Source organism: Pseudomonas kulmbachensis, assembly GCF_963681935.1.
In the GTDB taxonomy this organism is placed as follows: domain Bacteria; phylum Pseudomonadota; class Gammaproteobacteria; order Pseudomonadales; family Pseudomonadaceae; genus Aquipseudomonas; species Aquipseudomonas kulmbachensis.
Map to the genome: position 1 here is coordinate 3404123 of NZ_OY817088.1, position 19646 is coordinate 3423768.

At 53.2% G+C, this 19646-nt stretch carries 18 protein-coding genes and 1 pseudogene; 10 read left to right on the forward strand and 9 right to left on the reverse strand.

The genetic code is table 11. From position 1 onward, the window contains the following. Positions 1 to 11: 11 nt before the first annotated feature. Entirely contained in the window at positions 12 to 1646 is a 1635-nt protein-coding gene (locus U5A05_RS15685) for a DNA cytosine methyltransferase (RefSeq protein WP_321833808.1), read from the reverse strand. A 45-nt stretch (positions 1647 to 1691) separates the two neighbouring features. Between U5A05_RS15685 and U5A05_RS24280 the strand changes: the two are divergent. After that, positions 1692 to 1898, forward strand: a pseudogene (locus tag U5A05_RS24280) (hypothetical protein). A gap of 283 nt (positions 1899 to 2181) precedes the next feature. On the opposite strand, the gene U5A05_RS15690 reads toward U5A05_RS24280, so the two are convergent. Then, positions 2182 to 3543: a hypothetical protein gene (locus tag U5A05_RS15690; protein ID WP_321833810.1), complete on the reverse strand. Its 1362-nt coding sequence runs from the start codon at positions 3541 to 3543 to the stop codon at positions 2182 to 2184. A gap of 63 nt (positions 3544 to 3606) precedes the next feature. Beyond that, complete coding sequence (locus U5A05_RS15695) at positions 3607 to 4500, reverse strand: DMT family transporter (protein ID WP_321833812.1); 894 nt, start codon at positions 4498 to 4500, stop codon at positions 3607 to 3609. A 131-nt stretch (positions 4501 to 4631) separates the two neighbouring features. Here U5A05_RS15695 and U5A05_RS15700 point away from each other — a divergent pair, with 131 nt between their 5' ends. Further along, positions 4632 to 5069, forward strand: coding sequence for an Lrp/AsnC family transcriptional regulator (locus U5A05_RS15700; RefSeq protein ID WP_321833814.1), 438 nt, complete (start codon positions 4632 to 4634; stop codon positions 5067 to 5069). A 2-nt stretch (positions 5070 to 5071) separates the two neighbouring features. Here U5A05_RS15700 and U5A05_RS15705 read toward each other — a convergent pair whose 3' ends face one another. After that, entirely contained in the window at positions 5072 to 6409 is a 1338-nt protein-coding gene (locus U5A05_RS15705; protein WP_321833816.1) for an aminotransferase-like domain-containing protein, read from the reverse strand. 98 nt (positions 6410 to 6507) lie between these two features. Here U5A05_RS15705 and U5A05_RS15710 point away from each other — a divergent pair, with 98 nt between their 5' ends. The 3 genes from U5A05_RS15710 to U5A05_RS15720 all read left to right on the forward strand — a co-directional run bounded on the left by U5A05_RS15710 (position 6508) and on the right by U5A05_RS15720 (position 9196). After that, the gene (locus tag U5A05_RS15710) at positions 6508 to 7404 is read left to right on the forward strand and encodes a DMT family transporter (protein ID WP_261738816.1); all 897 of its coding nucleotides are present in this window, start codon (positions 6508 to 6510) and stop codon (positions 7402 to 7404) included. A gap of 455 nt (positions 7405 to 7859) precedes the next feature. Further along, on the forward strand, positions 7860 to 8738 hold the full coding sequence (locus tag U5A05_RS15715; RefSeq protein WP_321833821.1) for a winged helix-turn-helix domain-containing protein: 879 nt from the start codon (positions 7860 to 7862) through the stop codon (positions 8736 to 8738). Next, on the forward strand, positions 8702 to 9196 hold the full coding sequence (locus U5A05_RS15720) for a hypothetical protein (protein ID WP_321833823.1): 495 nt from the start codon (positions 8702 to 8704) through the stop codon (positions 9194 to 9196). Before U5A05_RS15715 ends, U5A05_RS15720 begins: the two co-directional genes overlap by 37 nt. Here U5A05_RS15720 and U5A05_RS15725 read toward each other — a convergent pair. Further along, positions 9156 to 9668, reverse strand: a complete 513-nt coding sequence (locus U5A05_RS15725) for a hypothetical protein (protein WP_261738819.1) — start codon at positions 9666 to 9668, stop codon at positions 9156 to 9158. The genes U5A05_RS15720 and U5A05_RS15725 overlap by 41 nt on opposite strands. A 239-nt stretch (positions 9669 to 9907) precedes the next feature. On the opposite strand from U5A05_RS15725, the gene U5A05_RS15730 reads away from it, so the two are divergent. Both U5A05_RS15730 and U5A05_RS15735 read left to right on the forward strand, forming a co-directional pair. Beyond that, the gene (locus tag U5A05_RS15730) at positions 9908 to 11515 is read left to right on the forward strand and encodes an EAL domain-containing protein (RefSeq protein ID WP_321833826.1); all 1608 of its coding nucleotides are present in this window, start codon (positions 9908 to 9910) and stop codon (positions 11513 to 11515) included. Between the two features lie 119 nt (positions 11516 to 11634). Further along, positions 11635 to 12972, forward strand: coding sequence for an MFS transporter (locus tag U5A05_RS15735; protein WP_321833827.1), 1338 nt, complete (start codon positions 11635 to 11637; stop codon positions 12970 to 12972). Positions 12973 to 13114: 142 nt separating this feature from the next. On the opposite strand, the gene U5A05_RS15740 is transcribed toward U5A05_RS15735, so the two are convergent. Both U5A05_RS15740 and U5A05_RS15745 read right to left on the reverse strand, forming a co-directional pair. Next, positions 13115 to 14392, reverse strand: a complete 1278-nt coding sequence (locus U5A05_RS15740; protein WP_261742458.1) for a HAMP domain-containing sensor histidine kinase — start codon at positions 14390 to 14392, stop codon at positions 13115 to 13117. A gap of 77 nt (positions 14393 to 14469) precedes the next feature. Then, on the reverse strand, positions 14470 to 15180 hold the full coding sequence (locus U5A05_RS15745; protein ID WP_261738822.1) for a response regulator: 711 nt from the start codon (positions 15178 to 15180) through the stop codon (positions 14470 to 14472). Positions 15181 to 15351: 171 nt separating this feature from the next. Here U5A05_RS15745 and U5A05_RS15750 point away from each other — a divergent pair, with 171 nt between their 5' ends. Beyond that, positions 15352 to 15609: a hypothetical protein gene (locus U5A05_RS15750; protein ID WP_261738823.1), complete on the forward strand. Its 258-nt coding sequence runs from the start codon at positions 15352 to 15354 to the stop codon at positions 15607 to 15609. A 66-nt stretch (positions 15610 to 15675) separates the two neighbouring features. After that, positions 15676 to 16239, forward strand: coding sequence for a cysteine hydrolase family protein (locus tag U5A05_RS15755; RefSeq protein ID WP_261738824.1), 564 nt, complete (start codon positions 15676 to 15678; stop codon positions 16237 to 16239). Positions 16240 to 16344: 105 nt separating this feature from the next. On the opposite strand, the gene U5A05_RS15760 is transcribed toward U5A05_RS15755, so the two are convergent. Beyond that, entirely contained in the window at positions 16345 to 17433 is a 1089-nt protein-coding gene (locus U5A05_RS15760; protein WP_261738825.1) for a YkvI family membrane protein, read from the reverse strand. 502 nt (positions 17434 to 17935) lie between these two features. Here U5A05_RS15760 and U5A05_RS15765 point away from each other — a divergent pair. After that, positions 17936 to 18097: a DUF2986 domain-containing protein gene (locus tag U5A05_RS15765; RefSeq protein WP_261738826.1), complete on the forward strand. Its 162-nt coding sequence runs from the start codon at positions 17936 to 17938 to the stop codon at positions 18095 to 18097. 130 nt (positions 18098 to 18227) lie between these two features. On the opposite strand, the gene U5A05_RS15770 is transcribed toward U5A05_RS15765, so the two are convergent. Continuing rightward, a complete protein-coding gene (locus U5A05_RS15770) occupies positions 18228 to 19646 on the reverse strand; it encodes an aldehyde dehydrogenase family protein (RefSeq protein WP_321833829.1) in 1419 nt (472 codons plus the stop codon).

Below are 19646 nucleotides of genomic sequence, written 5' to 3' on the forward strand. Positions count from 1 at the left end.
CATGTCTAGAGTTAACCGGCTTCATTAGGATCGTCACCCTCTTGATGCTCGTATGGATTAATAAAAGACCACTCACCCTGCTTCACAACACCAGCAACTACAGATGCAATTTTTGCGGCAAGCAGGGGAGGAACAGCATTACCAACTTGATGAAACTGTTGTGTTCTGTTGCCCTCAAAGAAATAATTATCTGGGAAGGTTTGCAGTCGTGCGGCTTCGCGAACAGTCAGGCTTCGGCACTGCTGAGGGTCATAGTGAATAAAATAATGACCATCTTTGGAAATATGACTGGTTACTGTAGTTGACGGAGCATTTTTTAGCTGAACTCTAAAACGATCACTAAACTTCCCGGATTCCCAATTTTTATGATCGGGCGCCAAACCAGGTAAATCAAACTCAAGATGCCCCTTGGGTGAACGTTTATGGGCAACTGCAAATACAGAAGCATATGCATATCTTCTCAGATCAGAAGGCATATGCCCACGCGTCTCATGATTTAACCAAACATCCAAATTTCTATCTTGATACCACTCGTCCAACTCTGCCAGATGTACTTTTCCATCTCCTTTCACTCTTGGATAACGCAAACTCCCCGTATCAAGAGAGCAGCCCACTATCCCAGAACGCGCTATATTTAGCTCAGCCCTTAGCAATGGGTCCTTTCCAGTTGACTCCAACGCGGACCGTAAGAAATCAAGCTGGTTGATTACTTCCAAATACCACGACTCAGGAGAGTCTTTCTCCCGAGACAACCTGCTGCGAAGGCGAGGCAAAGAACTTAGCACATCAGCAACTGTAATATCTGAAGTATCATTATCCAGTTTTGGGAAGCTAGGAACTTCTCCGGCTTCATCAACAGCTATACCAAGCAATATCACTCGATGGCGCGACTGCGGGACACCGTTTTTTTCAGATCGAATTATATAATTACTTGATGTCACTGCCCCAAGCTCATCACCTGGCCCATATGACTCGTCACTAGCCAAAGAACATATACGGTACTTTCTGCCTGAACTTTCAACACCAAGTGCCGCATCTGGATCAGCCAAATCTTGCAGAATCTCCGGAAATATCTCCTTACCCCCAACTTTTGAAGAAAGAATTCCCTTCACGTTTTCCATAACAAAAATAGCAGGCTTATACCGCTGAATAATGCGCAAATACTCTCGATAGAGAAAGTGCCTGTGATCTTCCTCTGCACGATATTCAAGATTCCCGCGATTACGCGCCCTTCCAACAAGAGAGTAGGCTTGACAAGGTGGCCCACCAATCAGGACCCACGGGCGGGTCCTGTCAAGTCGCTCGCTCAGGATCTCATCAAGCTCGGTATTCCCCTCTACAGATCCGAGAGTAATACAGCGAGCTTCATTACCGGACTCTAGCCATTCAAGCTCACTTCGTGACGACCATGCTTGGCTTGATCGCCCATTGCAATAATCATAATAATCATCCAATGCACTTGGATTTTTCAGCTTCAACAATCGGAAAAATGCACGCAAACGCAAAGTTTTTCGAGCTACAGGGTCTTTTTCGGCAGACACTATGATGTCAAAACCACGACCGCCATCGAACGATGAAAAACCTTCCCCAAGACCGCCAGGGCCTGCAAAAAGGTCCACTATCTGTATAGGTTTCACGCTCTTCATAACGCCTTAGTTCTGTGTTTTTTGGCCGTAATCGCAGGAGAAAATATGGATATCGTCTGCAAAGAAATACGCTCCTGCATGATGTCTAGTATAGGAGGCAAAAATACAAAGCCTGAAATCATGGTACGTAAACTACTACATGCTCAAAAATTTCGGTATTGACTGCATGTGGAAAATCTACCGGAAAAACCCGGTATGGTACTGAAAAAGTACAAAACCTGCATATTGGTTCACGCCTGTTTCTGGCACTGACATGATCAATGCAAGTACCCAACCACTCCGTCCGCTCAACCAGAATTCTGGTCAAAAAATAGTCAAACACAAACACAAACCAAAAACCAGAGATTAAAATCGCCAGATGCTGACAAACGAAGGTTGGTGAGTATTCGAGATCAGGGAGTGCTGGCTCAAAGGAAGCGCCTTCGATCTTCAATGGCCATTTTGCACTATCAAACTACCCTATGATAAAAACTCCTGCCTCCTTAGTAAATCGGCCACATGGATTTTTCCCGAAAAATATCTTGCTTGCAAATGGTTATATTCCGACCCAAATCACTTCGGATAAACCTGCTGCGACTAAGAGTTCAGGAACCCCCGAGCGAGGAGTTACTGCAAAAGCACGGTCGCGCTCTAGGTAGTCGTCCAGACAACCATTCAGCAATGAAAGCATCACCAAATGGTTCATGCCCAACGCATTAGCGGCAACATGTGTTTTTTGTCCGATATTCTCAGCGAAGTACGCAAGAATTTTCTTGGCATCACTCGAAAGAAGATCTAATCCAGATGCCACACCTACCGGACTATTTGGACTTGGGACATTACCATCAGCTTTCTCATCCGATAGATTCTCACCTGCTTTACCAAAAGCATTTTTAGGTAAAAAATCGACTAACCCCTGCTTTATCGAGAAAGCACCCAACTTATCACGATCCAACCAAAACTTTAGCTTGACCCCAGTCATGTAATTTATAACCGGCTCTGTCAATACAAACTCTTCAGCCAACTTAGCCAAGCTCGATTTCGGATTAAAAAAAACAAACTCCAGCATTTTCTTTTCTTGCATTTGAAGTTTGACAAAGCGACTTTCAAAGTAAGCCAGTCTTGCTCCCGGCATATCCAGCGCCGACTCACAATCACTCAAGCTAGACGAAGGCATGCACTCATCAATAGCGCCTGAACTCAAAGCTGGCTTTTCAACCTCTTCAGACTTAGCATCTTCAAGATGAATATCCCACTCATATGAATCAGTTTCTATTGGAGAATTTGCGCTCATAGACATTTGTAAAAGAACAGCGGACCTAACACACTCATCATCATGCTTAAGTACAACTTCTGGTTGCTCATCCCATGTAAACATATTATATTCGGGACCAACCGATTCCTCCAAAGTCACTTCAGGAAAATCAAACCCAGCATTAACAGCACAACCAATTTCACCCGACTCAACTACCATCTCCCTTTTATTATTCGCATACTTAAGCATACTGACACGACCTAGCAACACCACCAAATCACTATCATCACCCTTACCCTCTTCTATCTCACGAACTAAACGCAAACCCGCCTCATCAATTAACCCCAACCCGATTAGGTCTCGTAATTGATCTAACAATTCATCACCATAGGCATCCGACCCAACAATTTCTGTAGAGCAAAACAACACGAAACAATACAATTGTTGTTTTATATATTGATGAGAAGAATGACCACAAAGAAACTCACAAAGCAAAGCCGCAGCTACATCCGTTTTTCCTGCACGGAATAGGCAACACAAGCCTTCTAAAAGCGCATCGAGCCTAACATCTGGCAACATGGCTCTTATTTTATCCTCAAAAGCAGAAAACCCCTGAAACTCAGCCACATTCCACAAACGCTGAACGAGTTTTTCCCAAGACATGATTTTTCCGTCATTTGTACACATTTTGCAGATGATAGCCTTTTGAAAGCATTCTCTCTATTTTCATTCTTCCACCACCCGCCTCCCACCCACTCGCCACCCCAACTGAATCCCTGCCGCGGCAACCAAAATCGCCACAACACCCACCCATTGCAGCAACCCCAGCCGATGGCCAAAGGCAAACCAGTCGACAAAAATTGCAGCTATGGGGTAGATAAAGCTCAGTGCTCCGATCAGTGCCGTGGGCAGTTTCTGGATTGCTCCGTAGAGAAGTACGTACATCAAACCGGTATGGACTACACCAAGAGTCAGTAAAGAACTCCAGGCCTGTGTGCCAGCTGGTAGCTCGCTGAAATTGGCCATTGGAGCCAGCAGCAGTACTCCGGTGCTGACCTGGATCAGCGCGATCAGGTGCGGCGGCACTCCGCGCAGACGTTTGATGATCAGTACGGCCACGGCATACATCAACGCTGCGCTCAATGCCAAGGCAATCCCCAGCAAGTACTGATTGCCGCTCTCCCCTTGCCCCTGATGAGCGCTGACGATGGCCAGCATTCCGACGAAGGACACCGCCAGCCAGGCCAGTTTTTGCAGGGTGATTTTTTCGCCGAGAAACAACGCCGCCAAACCAAGCAGAATAAACGGTTGGACGTTGTACACGGCGGTGCCGATGGCAATGGAGGCGCGTGAGTAGGAAGCAAACAACAGCACCCAGTTGGCGACGATGGCCACTGCGCTCAGCACGATCAATCCAAAGGTATGGCGATTCAACAAACCGGGGCGCAGAAACCCCATCAGTCCACAGATCACCAGCAACGTGGCTGCACCAAATACACAGCGCCAAAACACTACATCCAGCACCGCTTGCCCGGAGAGCAGAACCAGCCAGCCAATTGTCCCGGAGATCAACATGGCGGCGACCATTTCCAGCGAACCGCGTTGCATTGTCTTGTCCATAACTGCCCCCTTTAAAGTAGGAAACAGTATGGCAATCCCGACACAGGCAGCTCCATAATCCAAAAAAGGCGAGTCGGTATATTTGCCTTTAGTGTTGAGGCATTCTGCCGATTTTGCCTAAGGAGCAAGAAATGAACGACGAGATTGATCAGCTTTTGATTAGTGCCTTGATGGAAGATTCACGTAGCTCCCTGAAGACCCTCGCTGGCATCAGCGGGTTGTCCTCGCCCAGCGTCGCCGAGCGGATACGCAAGCTGGAAGAGCGCAAAGTGATCACTGGTTATACCGTGGATATTGATCCCAAGGCATTCGGTTATCAGCTCCAGGCGATCATCCGGATTCGGCCGCTACCCGGCCAGTTGCAGGAGGTAGAACGCCAGATCCAGAACACCCCGCAGTTCACCGAATGCGACAAGGTCACGGGGGAAGACTGCTTTATCGCCCGCTTGCATGTCCGTTCAATCGAGCAATTGGACAGCCTGCTCGATGACCTGAATGCATACGCCGAAACCAATACGGCGATTATCAAGAAGAGCCCGGTAAAGCGCCGCTTGCCGCCCATGGCATAAGTTCACGCCCAGGCATGGGCCTCAACCACCCGCCTCACTTTTGCCAGGCCTTCACGCAGTGAAGCCATGCCCACCGATCCCAGCGCCAGCCTGATGGCATGGGGTACATGGGCTGATGTCGCAAACGGCTGAGCGGTGGAGACCGATACTTGTTCGCGCAGTAATGCCGCCGCGACCTGATCCGCTCTGGCGTCCTCCGATAAAGGCAGCCAGACAAAGTAGGACGAAGGGTGGCGAACAGTGTGCATCCCGGCCAATAGTTCGTCAGCGATAAGCTGCCGTGCTTGTGCGTCTTTGCGCTTCTGTGCTTCCAGGCGGCTTACAGTGCCATCGTCGAGCCAAGCGCTGGTGATCGCTGTCATCACGCCAGGTGCATTCCAGGCGGTGACCCGGATGATTCGTTCCAGAACCCCGACTTTTTCCGCAGGCGCGACGATAAAACCTACGCGCAAGCCTGCTGCGACACTTTTGGAAAATCCAGAAACGTAGACCGTCCTTTCCGGCGCCAATTCGGCCAAAGGTATCGGAGGGTTTTCGACCAAAAACGCATAGGCCGCGTCTTCGATAATATGCAGGTCATGCTTGCGAGCGATCGCGACCAACTGCTCTCGCTGCTCAAGGCTCATCACCCAACCCAACGGGTTATGCAAAGTCGGCATGCAATACACCGCACGCACCGAGCGGCTGCGACAGAGCTTGGCGAGGGCCTCCAGATCCGGGCCGCTTTCTGTGGTTGGAATCGGCAGGATTTCAAGATGCAATGCGAGCGCCAGAGCCTTGAAGCCTGGGTAGGTCAAGGCATCGACCGCGATCACATCGCCGGGCTGTAACAGTGCCATCAACGCCACGGTCAATCCGTGCTGCGCGCCATTGACGATTAATACCTGTTCGCCAGGTACATTCAGCCCGCACGCGCTCAAGTGCCGCGCCACCGATGCCCGCTCGTGCAAGCGGCCGCCATGGGGCTGGTAGCGTAACAACGACTCCAGGTCGCCAGACAACGCCAATTGCCGCAAGGCGGTGCGCAGCATGTCGGCCTGGCCAGGCAAGGAGGGATAGTTGTAGTTGAGGTCGAGCATCCCGGCTGTCACGTCGGGCTGGTCGATACCATGACCGGGAGGCAACGAGGTCTCCCTGACAAAGGTGCCACGCCCGGTTTCTCCGCTGACCAGTCCCATGGCCTCAAGTTCTGCATAAACCCGGCTTGCCGTGACCAGTGCCAACCCTTCGCTGGCGGCAAGCTGGCGGTGAGTGGGCAAGCGCGTGCCCGGAGGCAATTGCCCTGAGCGGATATCAACTGCAAATGCGTCAACCAGCGACTTGTAGCGGGATCGAGACATCGGGCTTTGTATCCATGACAATATTTTGATTGTCATTAATCATCAGCCATAGGATGTGCTGCATGCAATCCCCCGATCAGCCTTGAGTGTGAGACTCGATGGAACGTACCTCAAACCTGCAAAACCCCACCTCTGAAAAGAACCTGAGTGGCTGGATCAACGGGTTCATCGGCGTGGTTATTTTCAGCGCTTCACTGCCCGCGACCAAGGTGGCGGTGCTGGAGTTTGATCCGGTGTTTCTGACCCTGGCACGCGCCAGTATTGCTGGTGTGCTTGCGTTAGCCTTGCTTGGGCTGTTCAAGGCCAGACGGCCGCAGCGCATCCATTTGCTACCCCTGCTGATCGTGGCCTCTGGCGTGGTAATCGGTTTCCCCCTGCTGACAGCGCTAGCCCTGCAACATGTGACATCGGCACATACCATTGTGTTTCTGGGCCTGTTACCACTTTCCACAGCAGCTTTCGCTGTAATGCGCGGAGGGGAACGACCCAGGCCAGCATTCTGGTTGTTTTCAGTCCTGGGCAGCGCTTTTGTGGTGGGCTACGCCTTCTCCCAGGGACTTACGGCTGCCCCCGAAGGTGACATCCTGATGCTGCTGGCAGTGCTGATATGTGGCCTTGGTTATGCCGAAGGAGCCAAGCTGTCCCGCACGCTGGGCGGTTGGCAGGTGATTTCCTGGGCACTGGTGCTCTCGCTACCGCTGATGGCACCACTGGCATGGCTGTGGGCCCCCACTTCATTCACAGGCATCAGCCCTCCTGCCTGGTTTGGCTTGGCCTACATATCAGTCTTCAGCATGTTGATTGGTTTTGTATTTTGGTATCGAGGGCTGGCCCAAGGCGGGATTGCTGCAGTTGGCCAGCTTCAACTTCTGCAACCTTTTTTTGGATTGGCGCTGGCAGCCACAGTGCTGCATGAAACGGTAAGCATGGGCATGTTTGGCGTTACTGCGGTGGTGATTATGTGTGTGATTGCGGCCAGGAAGTTTGCCCGCTAACGGTTTATACGCGCAGCCGCTGAATTGGCTCTTTTGATTCTGTCGCCGCGCGACTTTTTATCATAGGCCTCCTGAGCGTGCATGACACTCCCCGCCGCGTGAATCCAATCACTGGCAGTACAACCAGCGAGACCGAAACTAAACACAAGCACCATTACTGAAAAAACATGCGTCACAACATCACACCTTAGTTCACACATATCAAACGTAACGACGCTCAATTTTAGATTAAAAATTAAGCTTTCAATATAACCACTCTGCCCATTAAATGCCTCACCCTACCTTACTCACAATACCTCCCCACCTTAAAACACCTTACTCAAACTTACTTTCAACTTTTGAGCACCCCAAACAAACGACCCAACGAGACGGATAGGAAATTTCCTACAAGCAGACTTGACTCATAGCGTACCTCTATGATCTTCTTGTACAGGAAAATATCAAAGGTACATAAGATGCAGGGCGACCGTGAAACTTCAACAGCATTAACTACGGTCAAATGCACCTATGATCATGAGAAGCTTTTACTGCGTAACTCTCCCCTGCAAACTACCCTCACCAGCAATGAAGGCCATTTGCTATTAGCCCTGATCGAGGGCGTGACTGACAAAGAAGATTTAATCCGACGCGTCTGGGGAGATCGTGGTCTGATCGTATCGGACAGCAGTTACTACAAGGCGCTTCACACCCTCAGGCATTATCTCTCGGAAGTTGGACTCGACAGATCCGTGTTAAAAACATTGCCCCGACGCGGCGTTGTTTTGTTATTAACAATAGAAAAAACACCCAGTGAAAATAACGCCGATACGCATGGGCATGAACCTCCATACGAACTGCCCGATAACACGGCGACCGAGAGTTGCCCAAACGTCAGCGAAACATCGCCTTCAGCCCCAATAACAGCAGCGCTTGAAAATGACAACACGGTCACAACGCCAGCAACCATGGAACATCCCCCAACTGCCTCACCGCCCCCACCCAGAACCATTAGAAAACACTTTGTCAGAAAACATCTTTTTTACCTGGCACTGTTCTTAGGCATTGCCCTGCCCGCCTATTATGCTTTCATGCTTTTTAGTAAACCTGTCCAACTCGAACGGTGGCGGCTTTTATCGGACACCGGACAATCGAAGCTGTTTGTCGAACTGGGGGATAAAACCGCCCTTGGCGATATCGTTTCCGGCATGGCTATATTTGGTCCCTCTGCAGGCACGTCCGGGACTAACTATTATGTTAAAAAAACCTTGTCTGAACTTTTAGTCAGCTGCGAAAAGCCGGAAAGTAAAGGAGAGGCGTTATGTACAAATTACCTCATCATCGAACAAAAAAAATAACCCTATGGCTGAGCCTGGCCTCTATCATGGTGTTTGGCACGCTGATCGCCCTGCAGGCTTACACCTACCATGAGGACACGCCTCAGGCGCAGTGCTACGCCTCTATCGATTTTGTCTACTCGTCAGATAATGGCCTGCGCTGGACCGGCAAAGGTGATATGTCCATCAATATGGATGCAGGTGAAATATACCTTTACTTCAACCTGAAAAACCCGGAACAGCAATCATTTTTATACAATCGCAGGCTCCAGGTTAACTTTGAGAAACTGGACACCTCCCGCTTCTTGTTTAAAACCCTGAGCGCAACCGTTTTTGAAAGCGACAACAGCAGCAAGCATGCACTTTTTATGCGCCGCGGACTGGAAGGTGGGCTAATAACTTTTTCACGATTCTCTGATGTCGAGTATTACTACAACATCAACAATATTCTGACGGGTGTTTGCCACGTTCCAACCTGAGTGCTGTTGTGCACGGGTACCCATATGCCCCTACCCACTTGGTCTCCCGTTTAAATTCGCGCCGAACAAACAATGAGAAACCACTGACATCACCAGAGTCATAGAGCGAAATATCCTCGGTTCTTGCCTTGGCCAGAACCCGCAGCAAGCGCCTGATCACTTCAGTGACTTTGAAAAACTCCATATTTGAGGAGGTGACAAACGTCACCACATTGGTCAGTGCCAGGCTGTACTGCGCAAACACCACCAGCGGTGGGTAGGTCCCGCACCGGCAAATATGAGCGGCTATCTGGCGGACCACATTATCCCGATCACTGACGTTCAGCAGGCGGCCTTTGCGGGTCAGCACATCGAGAAACCGCAAGGCATTACGAAAGTCGACATTTCTGAATTCCGCTGTTCCCTGAACAGCCTGGGCAGCTTTAAAAGCGAAGTCTCTACCCACGATGGGTACTGCGTTCAGTGAAACCATGCTTCAACATCCGGGGCAAATTCCAGTTCAATAGTCACATAGCCTTGCCCCCTCAACCTGCCAGCAACCTTATATAGGTTTCCTCATTCTTACTTTTCCTTACCCCACCTGAAAGCCACGGCCTGCGGGTGTTGCTCGTGGCCTTGAGAGGCTAATATTGGCTCATGCGTTCGCTGTACTCCAGGCGCGAACTCTTGCCTTGAGCGTATTTTATCCGGCTGAATTTCGCAGGAATTTCCATGAATCGCGCAATACGTTATTCCTCGAAAAAAGTCATTTTGATTGCTCTTGCCATCGGCCTCTTGCCCATAATGCTGGGGACTCTTCTGGTCTACCTGAAGACGAGTTCTGACCTGTCGCGCACATCAGACAATGCCGCTCACGAGGCATCCAGACAGATAACAGTCATGTTGAATGAGGCAGAGGCGGCAGCCAATGAACTGATCAACATCGCAGGAGTGCCCTGCTCTGAAGTTGCCAAGGAGTTACGGGAAGCCGTCGCCACCTACCGCTTCTTGCGTGCAACAAACCTGGCCATGGACAATCAGGTTTATTGCAGCTCTTTATATGGCACAGATGTAAACCTGACCGTGAACCCACAAAACTACTTGCGTGGCCGTTTACGCCTGGTTGACCAAGCCAGCCCCGGGCCCAAGACATCAGTGCTTATATTGAGGGTTCAACATGGCACTAAAAGCGTTCTGGTGGGCATCGATGGCAGGCATATTCAAGATGCCTTGCACCTGATCAATAAACACAGCAATTTGTCACTTCAAGTCGGTAACACCTGGATGACTCAGTATGGGATAACCCATACACCGCCCTATAAAGACTTTCCAACAGCCCCCAAAACCTTACTCTCCAATGAATACGGTTTCACCGTCTATGCGGCCTACCCGGCAGGCACATTGGCAAAGCATACGTTCGATACCTATTCGGTACTTCTCGGGCTGTTGTTGGCATTGGGCATATTTACCGGGCTACTGACCTACTGGATGCTTGGCCGCGTACTGGCACCGAGCATGGAACTTCAGCGCGCTTTGTCGGCTGATGAGTTCATTCCCTTTTTACAGCCAGTTATTTCTTCAACCTCCGGCAAATGGGTGGGCTGCGAAGTTTTGATCAGATGGAACCACCCCCATGAAGGAATCATTGCGCCTAACAGTTTTATTCCGCTGGCCGAACGTTCCAACTTGATTATTGCCATGACCCGACGCCTGATGCACAAGACTGCACAGCAACTGGCACCTTATGCGTCAAGGCTGGAACAGCCCTTTCATGTGGGATTTAATGTCTCGGCCAAGCATTTTGAAAATTTTGATTTGGTCGATGACTGCATTTTATTTTTGCGGGCATTCAAACCTGGCGCGATCATCATGGTGTTGGAAATGACCGAGCGAGAGCTTATAAAACCAACGCCCACCGCGCTGCAGCTGATTGAAAGGCTCCACGACCTTGGTGTAAAAATTGCCCTTGATGATTTTGGCACCGGCCATTCCAGCCTGAGCTACTTGCAGCGTTTCAAGGTCGACTTCATCAAGATAGATCAGAGTTTTATTTCAATGATCGGGGCCGATGCCCTGTCGGTGCACATCCTTGACTCCATACTGGACCTGGCCCTCAAACTGGATTTGCAGGTTCTGGCCGAGGGTATTGAGACCGAAGAACAGCGCGACTATCTGGGTGCGTGCGGCGTGGACTTTATGCAGGGCTACTTCTACGCCAAGCCCATGCCCATCGACGATTTTTTAAGCACCCTACTGGATAAGACCAGCCTCTCGAAAAAAACAGCCTGGGTAGACAACCCCGGTTCGACGGCAACATGCCCGGCGTCCGCACAGCCCTGATCAAGCTTGCCTGGCAAGGGACAAGTCGGTGCTGACTATGCCGATGACACTTTTGGAGCGAATCGATTTAGCTGCCGCCTCGATAATCACGACTTACTGATGACAGGTCGAGGTTCAGCATGACAAGCGCGTCTACAGAGCAAGTCAGCCCGAAAACGCTGAGAAAGGTAATTGTCGCCGCCGCCATCGGTAATTTTGTCGAATGGTTCGACTTCGCCGTCTATGGCTTTCTGGCCACGACCATTGCCCAGCAATTTTTCCCCAGCGGCGATTCCGGTGCCGCTTTACTCAAGACCTTCGCGGTGTTTGCCGTGGCCTTCGCGTTTCGGCCTTTGGGCGGGATTTTCTTCGGCATGCTGGGCGACAGAATCGGGCGCAAACGCACCCTGGCGATGACCATTTTGCTGATGGCCGGGGCCACAACCTTGATCGGTGTGCTGCCTACGTATGCGGCTATAGGGGTCGTGGCACCAATTCTTCTGACCCTGATCCGTTGCGCCCAGGGCTTTTCCGCAGGCGGTGAATACGCAGGGGCCTGTGCCTACCTGATGGAGCACGCGCCCAACGATAAAAGGGCCTGGTATGGCAGCTTTCTGCCAGTGTCGACATTTTCCGCTTTTGCAGCCGCCGCTGTGGTGGCCTACGCCCTTGAGGCGTCATTATCGGCCGAGGCCATGGGCAGTTGGGGTTGGCGCCTGCCGTTCCTGATTGCAGCGCCGTTGGGGCTGGTGGGGCTTTACCTGCGCTGGAAACTGGATGAAACCCCGGCGTTCCAGGCAGTGAAGGAGGAACATGCCGTTGCCCACTCCCCACTCAAGGAAACCTTGCGCAACCATGGCGCGGCAATTTGCTGCCTGGGGGCCTTTGTGTCACTGACAGCGCTGTCGTTTTATATGTTTACCACCTACTTCGCGACCTATCTGCAAGTCGCAGGCGGTCTGAGTCGCGCTACCGCCTTGCTGGTGTCACTGATTGCCCTGATCTTCGCCGCCGCAATATGCCCGCTGGCAGGGTTGTTCTCGGATCGCGTCGGGCGGCGGGCGACAGTGGTGACGGCATGCGCCCTGCTGATTGTCGCGGTGTATCCGTCGTTCCTGATGGCAAGTTCCGGTGGGTTCGCGGCGTCCATCGTCGGGGTCATGTTGCTGGCGATTGGCGCGGTGTTGTGCGGCGTGGTAACCGCAGCCCTACTCTCGGAAACCTTTCCTACTCGCACCCGTTACACCGCCTCAGCCATCACCTACAACATGGCCTACACCCTGTTCGGCGGCACCGCACCGTTGGTAGCAACATGGTTGATCAGCACCACCGGCAGCAACCTGTCGCCGGCGTTCTATCTGATTGCAGTTGCACTGCTCGCCCTGGCTGGTGGCCTGGCGTTGCCCGAGACGTCACGGATATCCCTGCATGATGTTGCGCCCCAGGGCAAAGGGGCAAGAGTGGCTGCGGCGCTCTGAAGGGCTGAGTAGCCGTTAACCGTGCTTCTGTGAGAGCCAGCCTGCGCGCGATGTGCTTGAGACGTTCGCGAGCAGGCTCGCTCCCACAGTGGGGGCTACACCGAACGTGGGTGAACAGCATTACGGGCTGACCCGATACTGCCTACAGACCTTCGCCCTTTAACACGGCTAACACCACGTTCACTTGCAAGCCGCCAATCTTGCGATTGCTCAGGGTTAACGACCCCCCGTGCTCCAGCACAATTGCCCTGGCTGCCGACAACCCCAGCCCTACTCCGCCGGTGTTTTTATTGCGCGATCCTTCCAGTCGATAGAAGGGTACAAACACCTGCTCCTGGCTTTCCACAGGAATCCCAGGGCCTCGATCGAGTATGACAACCGTCACCTGCTCATCGTCCCCACTCAGTTCTATAGCTGGCTCGCATGCGTATTTGATGGCGTTGTCCAGCAGGTTGGTGACAACGCGTTTCAGACCCAGCGGGCGACCGAAGTAAACAAGGTGCGCAGGGCCGCTGAAGGCAATATCGATCGCCTGATCACGATAGTCATCGATCAGGGTTTGTAGAAGCTCTGCCAGATCAAATTGCGTGGCCTGCTCCAGCCGGGCGTCGTCGCGAAAAAACTCCAGACTGGAGTTAATCATTGCCTGCATCTCATCCACATCGCGAAACAGTCGCTGCTGCTGATCAGGATCGTCGATAAATTCACCGCGCAAGCGCATGCGCGTCAGCGGCGTGCGCAGGTCGTGGGAAATGGCCGCGAGCATCTGGGTACGGTCTTTGATGAAGTGCTGCAACTGTGCCTGCATCGCGTTGAAGGCAAGAATTGCCTGGCGGATTTCCTTGGGGCCAATCGGCTCGATGGGCGGCGCCCGAAAGTCGACACCGAAGCGTCGGGCCCCTTCGGCAAATTGTTGCAAAGGTCTGGCCAGGTGGCGGGTGGCGATCAGCGCTACCAGTGCGGTGGACAGCAGCACCAACAGAATCAGGATCAGGTTGCGCTGCCATTGGCCCAACCCCCAACTGCGCGACGGGATGCTGAACATCAGCCAGGAACCATCGGTCAGTTGCACCAGCAGGCTGTAGTGACCATTTTTCTCTGGCCAGTCGCTGGGCTGATAGGCTTCGAGTCGCCGCACGGGGCTATTGAACAGACGCTGCGTAAGCGGGCTGAGCGTTCGCTGCACCGCGTCAGGAACCTGCGGTAAGTCCAGGCCTTCGCGGCTGGCATGCCAACTGATATTCGAAGTGCGGTCGGTGACGGCTGCAGCCAGACGTTCACGCTGCGAGGCCTCTGAAGCTTCTATCAGCTTGGTGGTCAGGGAAATCTTTTCCAGCAAACCGGTCTCATCCAGCGGAGGATAGGCCCAGACGCCTGCCAGTTGGGTAAAGAGCGCGTTGAACCCCAGTGCCGTGAGCATCGCGAAAATCGTGGTCAAGGCAATCCAGCGGGCTATGGTGTCGCGCGAACGCAGGCGCCAACCTGAAATCCAGCGCCTCACTGCCGGGTCACACTGGGGGTAAACAAGTAACCGACGTTACGCACGGTGCGAATCATCTCAACCCCTTTGCTGTCGAACTCCAGCTTGCGCCGCAAGCGGCTGACCTGAACGTCGATGCTGCGGTCGAACGCTTCATGACCCGAACCCCGCGCCAGATCGAGCAAGAGTTCGCGGGTAAGAATGCGCTGCGGGTGTTCAACAAATACCAGCAACAAATCGAACTCCCCGGCCGACAGCGGGATCATCACTTGATCCGGCGAACGCAGTTCCCGTCGGGTAAGGTCCAACTGCCAGTCGGCAAACTTCATCAGCGGCCGCGGCACCTGCCCGGTCGAAGGCTGACTCTGCCCGGCCCGGCGCAGCACCGCACGTACCCGCGCCAAGAGTTCGCGGGCGTCGAAAGGCTTGCTCAGGTAATCGTCGGCACCCATTTCCAGCCCCACCACCCGATCACTCAGCTCGCCCATGGCCGTCAGCATGATGACCGGCGTGGGGTACTGCTGGCGCAGGCGCTGACACAACATCAGTCCGTTCTCTCCAGGCAGCATCAGGTCAAGAATGATCAGGTCCGGCGGCTGAAGGGCCATCGCCGCCCACAGTGAAGTGCCATCGGTCGCCACCTCCACCGAATACCCGTGTTGCACAAAAAATTTCTTCAGTAGCGCAAGGACCTCAAGGTCATCGTCCACGATCAAAAGACTGCTCACCGGCGCATATCACTTAAGCTCTGTAAGGACACGTATCTAAAACTATTCGGCGCGCTGCGTCATATATTTCAACTCGGCAATAAAGTGTCGGCACGGCAAAAAAGCAGACATATCCGGGCAAACCGCGAGTGCGAGGATCAACCTCCTTTCCTGCCAAGAATGTTTTAGCCCATGCCTCCTGACAACTCGCCCATGATCCTGGAGCAGCGCCTGGTAAAACGTGCCAACGCCGCCCTGCACTGTCGAGAAACCAGCCTGCAGCTGTCGAGTGACCGCGCAGAACTGGTACTCAGCCGCTATATCGAGCATTACAGCCAGGAAGGCGTGCAATGGGTCGAGCGTACCCACCGGGTGCCGGTGAGCGCGCTCTTGAAGTGGATGATTACCCGTGGCGAACCACAGACCCTTACCCAGGACAGCGACCTATAACGCGCTGGTGCCAACCACCACAACCCGCTTAGCATGACCCTCCTATTTCCAGCCTGAGGTACGGTCATGCCCTCTATCAAAGCCAATGCAGCATTGATCATCATCGATATGCAAAAAGGGATGTCCGACCCGAAACTTGGCCGTAGAAACAACCCGGATGCCGAGCTGAACATACAACGCTTGCTGGATTCCTGGAGGCAGGCGCAACGCCCGGTTGTCCATATCCGGCATATTTCCAGGACTGCGGGCTCAGTGTTCTCGCCCGGACAAACAGGCTGCGAGTTCCAGGATGCACTTGCCCCGCTTGCTCTTGAGCACGTCGTCGAAAAAAACGTACCCGATGCATTCGCCAACTCCGGCCTGGAGCGGTGGCTGCGCACACGCTCCATTCAACAATTGGTCATCGCCGGAGTCGTTACCAACAACTCCGTGGAGTCCACTGTGCGCGCAGCAGGTTGCCTGGGTTTTGACACGATCGTGGCTGCCAGCGCCTGTTATACATTTGATCAGAAAGACCTGACGGGGCGGCTTTGGCCAGCCGAGGATGTACATGCGCTGTCGCTTGCCAATATGGCGATGGACTATGCCAGTGTCATGGATGTGAACCGGATACTTGCAGAGCTGGGCTGACTCACATGAGTGTGGCCAAGGCCTCTGCTCCGGGAACGCTTGCTCGGGTGCAAGTCCGAACAAGCCTTCGGGATGCCGCCGAACCTGCGCTCGGCGGCACCTGGGTCAGGACACTGCGTCCAGTGCGGCTTTTTGCGCCTTGGCTGCAGAGCGGCCACGCACCCAGTTGAAACAAATAGCGAGAATCAAGGCGAAGCCGACGTAGCCCAGCAGCGGATAGACAGTGCCTACCAACTTGCTGAAACCGCCCAGGCTCAAGCCCAGCCCCACGCATACAGTCACTGCACTGATGAGCTTGAAGCGACTCGTTTCAGGCTTGGAGAAGCGCGCGCTGAAAGCAAAGAACATTCCCACCGCAGTGCTGTAGACCATGCATACCAGCGCCACCGACATCACCACCGAAAGGATCGGCGAGATGCGCCCTGCCAGTGCCAGGGACGGCATTTCGATGCCCTGCAACTGGTTGATGTTGGCAAACAGGCCAATATTCAGCAGCAGGATCAGCGCGCCCAGACCCAGACCACCAAGCACGCCGCCCAGAGCCGCGGCCTTGGGTTGCTTGGTCATGCCACCGATCACCGCCAGCATCGGGAAGCCCACGGCGATATTGAACGATGCGTACAGCAAGGCGCCGACAAACCAGTTACCGGTGACCGTTTCGTTGTTTTCCCGTGCAACTGCGTCGAGGGTTTCGATCGGGGCGTTGTAGCTGAAGATCGAGTAGGTGGTGATGATCAGCACCATCGCCAGCAGAAATGGCATTACCGCGCTGATCAGATCGATGATGCGCTTGACGTTCATGCACAGGGTGGCGATTACCAGTACGGACATCAGTACACCGCCAAACAACGGAGGCAGGTCGTACTGTTGGGCAAAGATCGAGCCGCTACCGGCCAACATCACCACACCCACGCCGTACAGGAAGAAAGACAGCACTACGTCAACGACCAACCCGAGACGAGCACCGAACAGGATGTATAGAACTTCCTTGTGCGAGCTTGCTTGCATCTTCGAGCTCATTCGAGCGATCTGCATACCGAGGAAAGCAAACATCAGCCCACTCACCAGAGTGCCTATAATGCCTATAAGCCCATAGCCGGTGAAAAACTGTAGCACCTCCTGCCCGGAGGCAAAGCCGCCACCAATCACCACGGACATGTACGCAAGCGCAATCTGGATCGACTGTTTATTCATTACACTATTTCTCATTCTTGGACTTATTAGGTGCACGCAAACAGAGGGACCACTGACACCCCCTCACTTTCGCGGAGCGACTGTCTCCAGGGCAGTCCAACCAACTGCTGTGGTTTGCTGAACTGTGCGGGTAGGCAGACGCCGCAGGCAGTATAGGAAGTGTTGCGCAGGTATTTTCACCATATACAGATCTTTATCTGGCGAAAACATGGGGCAAAAAACATTAATTCATCACAAATATCTTGAACATTGCGATATTGACCGCAAAAACCTCTGAAATATTATGAAACAAGTGTGTTTTTACAAATCAATGACTTAACTGAAATCGATAACAGCAACTGACGTGCTAACACATAATGTCCACCTCACCCAGCGGTCGTGACAGAAGAAGATGAAGCGCTGATCCACACTACCCGCCAACGCCTCGCGGCAGCGCAACGGGTAAAAGTGGCGCTGACACGGCCAAGCAAGAATTCAAGAATTTACAAGCTGAGAAGAAAACATGAATCGTCGTAAAAAAATAACCCAGTTGCTGAAGGCTCACGCCAAAAAGGCCAGCGCCAAATTGGCACCGAAAAACAAGGACAAATACATTAGCAAAGCTGACCGCTTGAAGCTGGCGGCGGAGTCCAGCCAGGATTTGGCTGCGTCCCCTGAGAGCTGATCCGCGGGCCTGAAGTGCTATCGGTATTTACAACGCCGCGCCCGTGCCGAGCGCCCCATCAGTTTGAATTGAAAGAGCACCGGGTGACGCCGATAAGCGGGCTCACCCGATGTAAAAGTACGTCGATGGTTTAACCCATTTCGTTGATGCAGACCACTTTGGGCTGGGTCATGTCCTCATAGGCAAACCGAACACCTTCTCGGCCCAGGCTTCCGTATTTGAAGCCACCAAAAGGCATGGCATCGAAACGATAATCTGAAGAGTCATTGATCATCACACCGCCGGCTTCAATTTGGCGGGCCAATTTCAATGCTTTGGACAAATCGCGTGTGAAGAGGCCTGCATGCAAGCTGTACTCCGGGGCATTGGCCAAAGCAACGGCATCTTCAAGCTGATCAAACGGCTCCAGAATGACCACCGGCGCGAAGACTTCCTGCTGCCAAATCCTGCTGTCATGGCTTACACGCTCTAGAACAGTTGGGGCATAGCTGCCCGCTTGACGATGGTGGCCGCACAGTAGAACTGCGCCCTCACCCAATGCTTCATTCACCAGTTGTTCTGTGCGACGAGCCGCCTGCTCCGTAATCATCGGCCCCACATCGGTTGCTCGCTGATCGGGATCGCCAAGTACCAATGCACGCGCTTTGCTGACAAACCGTTCCCGGAAAACTTCGTAGATTGAACGGTGCACAAGGATGCGCTGCGTTCCGATGCAGTTCTGCCCTGCGGCCCAGAAGGCGCCAGATACACAGGACTCAACGGTCGGCTCAAGATCACAGTCGTCGAGCACAATGACGGGTGCGTTCCCTCCCAGATCCATGGCCAGCTTTTTCAAGCCTGCAGTACGGGCAATGGACTCTCCAGTTGCAAAGCCACCGGTGAAGGAAATCATCCGCACTTCGCGCAGTTGTACCAATGCTTTACCCAGGTCAACGCCGCCGGTGGCCGGGGTTACCACAGAAGGCGGTAGACCCGCGTCTACCAGGCACTCAACCAACTTGAGTGCAGACAAGGGTGCGAGCTCTGAGGGTTTCAGGATCACGGCATTACCACCCGCGATGGCCGGGCCCAATTTATGGGCAACCAGGTTCAGGGGATCGTTGTAGGGAGTGATCGCAACGATCAGCCCCAGCGGCTCACGGGTAAACCAACCTTGGCGCGATTCGGAGCCTTCATATGCCTCAAATGGAATGACCTCACCGGCGTTACGGCGAGCCTCTTCCGCTGACAGCTTCAGCGTGTTGACACAGCGCTTCACTTCCTTTTCTGCTTGGCGCAGCGTCTTTCCCGACTCTGCAACGATAAGTTTGGCAAATGCTTGCGCGGCAAGCTCTACACGCCTGGACGCGTCCTCCAGGATGCGTGCACGGAGGTGACGCGGCATCGCCGCACTCTCACGCACACCGATTCGAGCGCGCTCCAGCAAGCCAGGTACCGCAGTTGCATCGAGGCAAGGCACGCTTCCCACCAAGCGACCATCGAATGGGCTGAACACATCAATCTGTTTGGCATCAACAAGCTGGATACTGGCCATGCTGGATATGGTCAT

Coding starts and splice junctions, on each gene's coding strand:
- U5A05_RS15750 (WP_261738823.1), top strand. CDS start 15,352: ATGCCTCCTGACAACTCGCCCATGATCCTGGAGCAGCGCCTGGTAAAA.
- U5A05_RS15705 (WP_321833816.1), bottom strand. CDS start 6,409: ATGTCTCGATCCCGCTACAAGTCGCTGGTTGACGCATTTGCAGTTGAT.
- U5A05_RS15725 (WP_261738819.1), bottom strand. CDS start 9,668: ATGGTTTCACTGAACGCAGTACCCATCGTGGGTAGAGACTTCGCTTTT.
- U5A05_RS15710 (WP_261738816.1), top strand. CDS start 6,508: ATGGAACGTACCTCAAACCTGCAAAACCCCACCTCTGAAAAGAACCTG.
- U5A05_RS15735 (WP_321833827.1), top strand. CDS start 11,635: ATGACAAGCGCGTCTACAGAGCAAGTCAGCCCGAAAACGCTGAGAAAG.
- U5A05_RS15695 (WP_321833812.1), bottom strand. CDS start 4,500: ATGGACAAGACAATGCAACGCGGTTCGCTGGAAATGGTCGCCGCCATG.
- U5A05_RS15720 (WP_321833823.1), top strand. CDS start 8,702: ATGTACAAATTACCTCATCATCGAACAAAAAAAATAACCCTATGGCTG.
- U5A05_RS15770 (WP_321833829.1), bottom strand. CDS start 19,646: ATGACCATATCCAGCATGGCCAGTATCCAGCTTGTTGATGCCAAACAG.
- U5A05_RS15765 (WP_261738826.1), top strand. CDS start 17,936: ATGAATCGTCGTAAAAAAATAACCCAGTTGCTGAAGGCTCACGCCAAA.
- U5A05_RS15740 (WP_261742458.1), bottom strand. CDS start 14,392: ATGCTCACGGCACTGGGGTTCAACGCGCTCTTTACCCAACTGGCAGGC.
- U5A05_RS15690 (WP_321833810.1), bottom strand. CDS start 3,543: ATGTCTTGGGAAAAACTCGTTCAGCGTTTGTGGAATGTGGCTGAGTTT.
- U5A05_RS15760 (WP_261738825.1), bottom strand. CDS start 17,433: ATGAATAAACAGTCGATCCAGATTGCGCTTGCGTACATGTCCGTGGTG.
- U5A05_RS15730 (WP_321833826.1), top strand. CDS start 9,908: ATGAATCGCGCAATACGTTATTCCTCGAAAAAAGTCATTTTGATTGCT.
- U5A05_RS15755 (WP_261738824.1), top strand. CDS start 15,676: ATGCCCTCTATCAAAGCCAATGCAGCATTGATCATCATCGATATGCAA.
- U5A05_RS15715 (WP_321833821.1), top strand. CDS start 7,860: ATGCAGGGCGACCGTGAAACTTCAACAGCATTAACTACGGTCAAATGC.
- U5A05_RS15700 (WP_321833814.1), top strand. CDS start 4,632: ATGAACGACGAGATTGATCAGCTTTTGATTAGTGCCTTGATGGAAGAT.
- U5A05_RS15685 (WP_321833808.1), bottom strand. CDS start 1,646: ATGAAGAGCGTGAAACCTATACAGATAGTGGACCTTTTTGCAGGCCCT.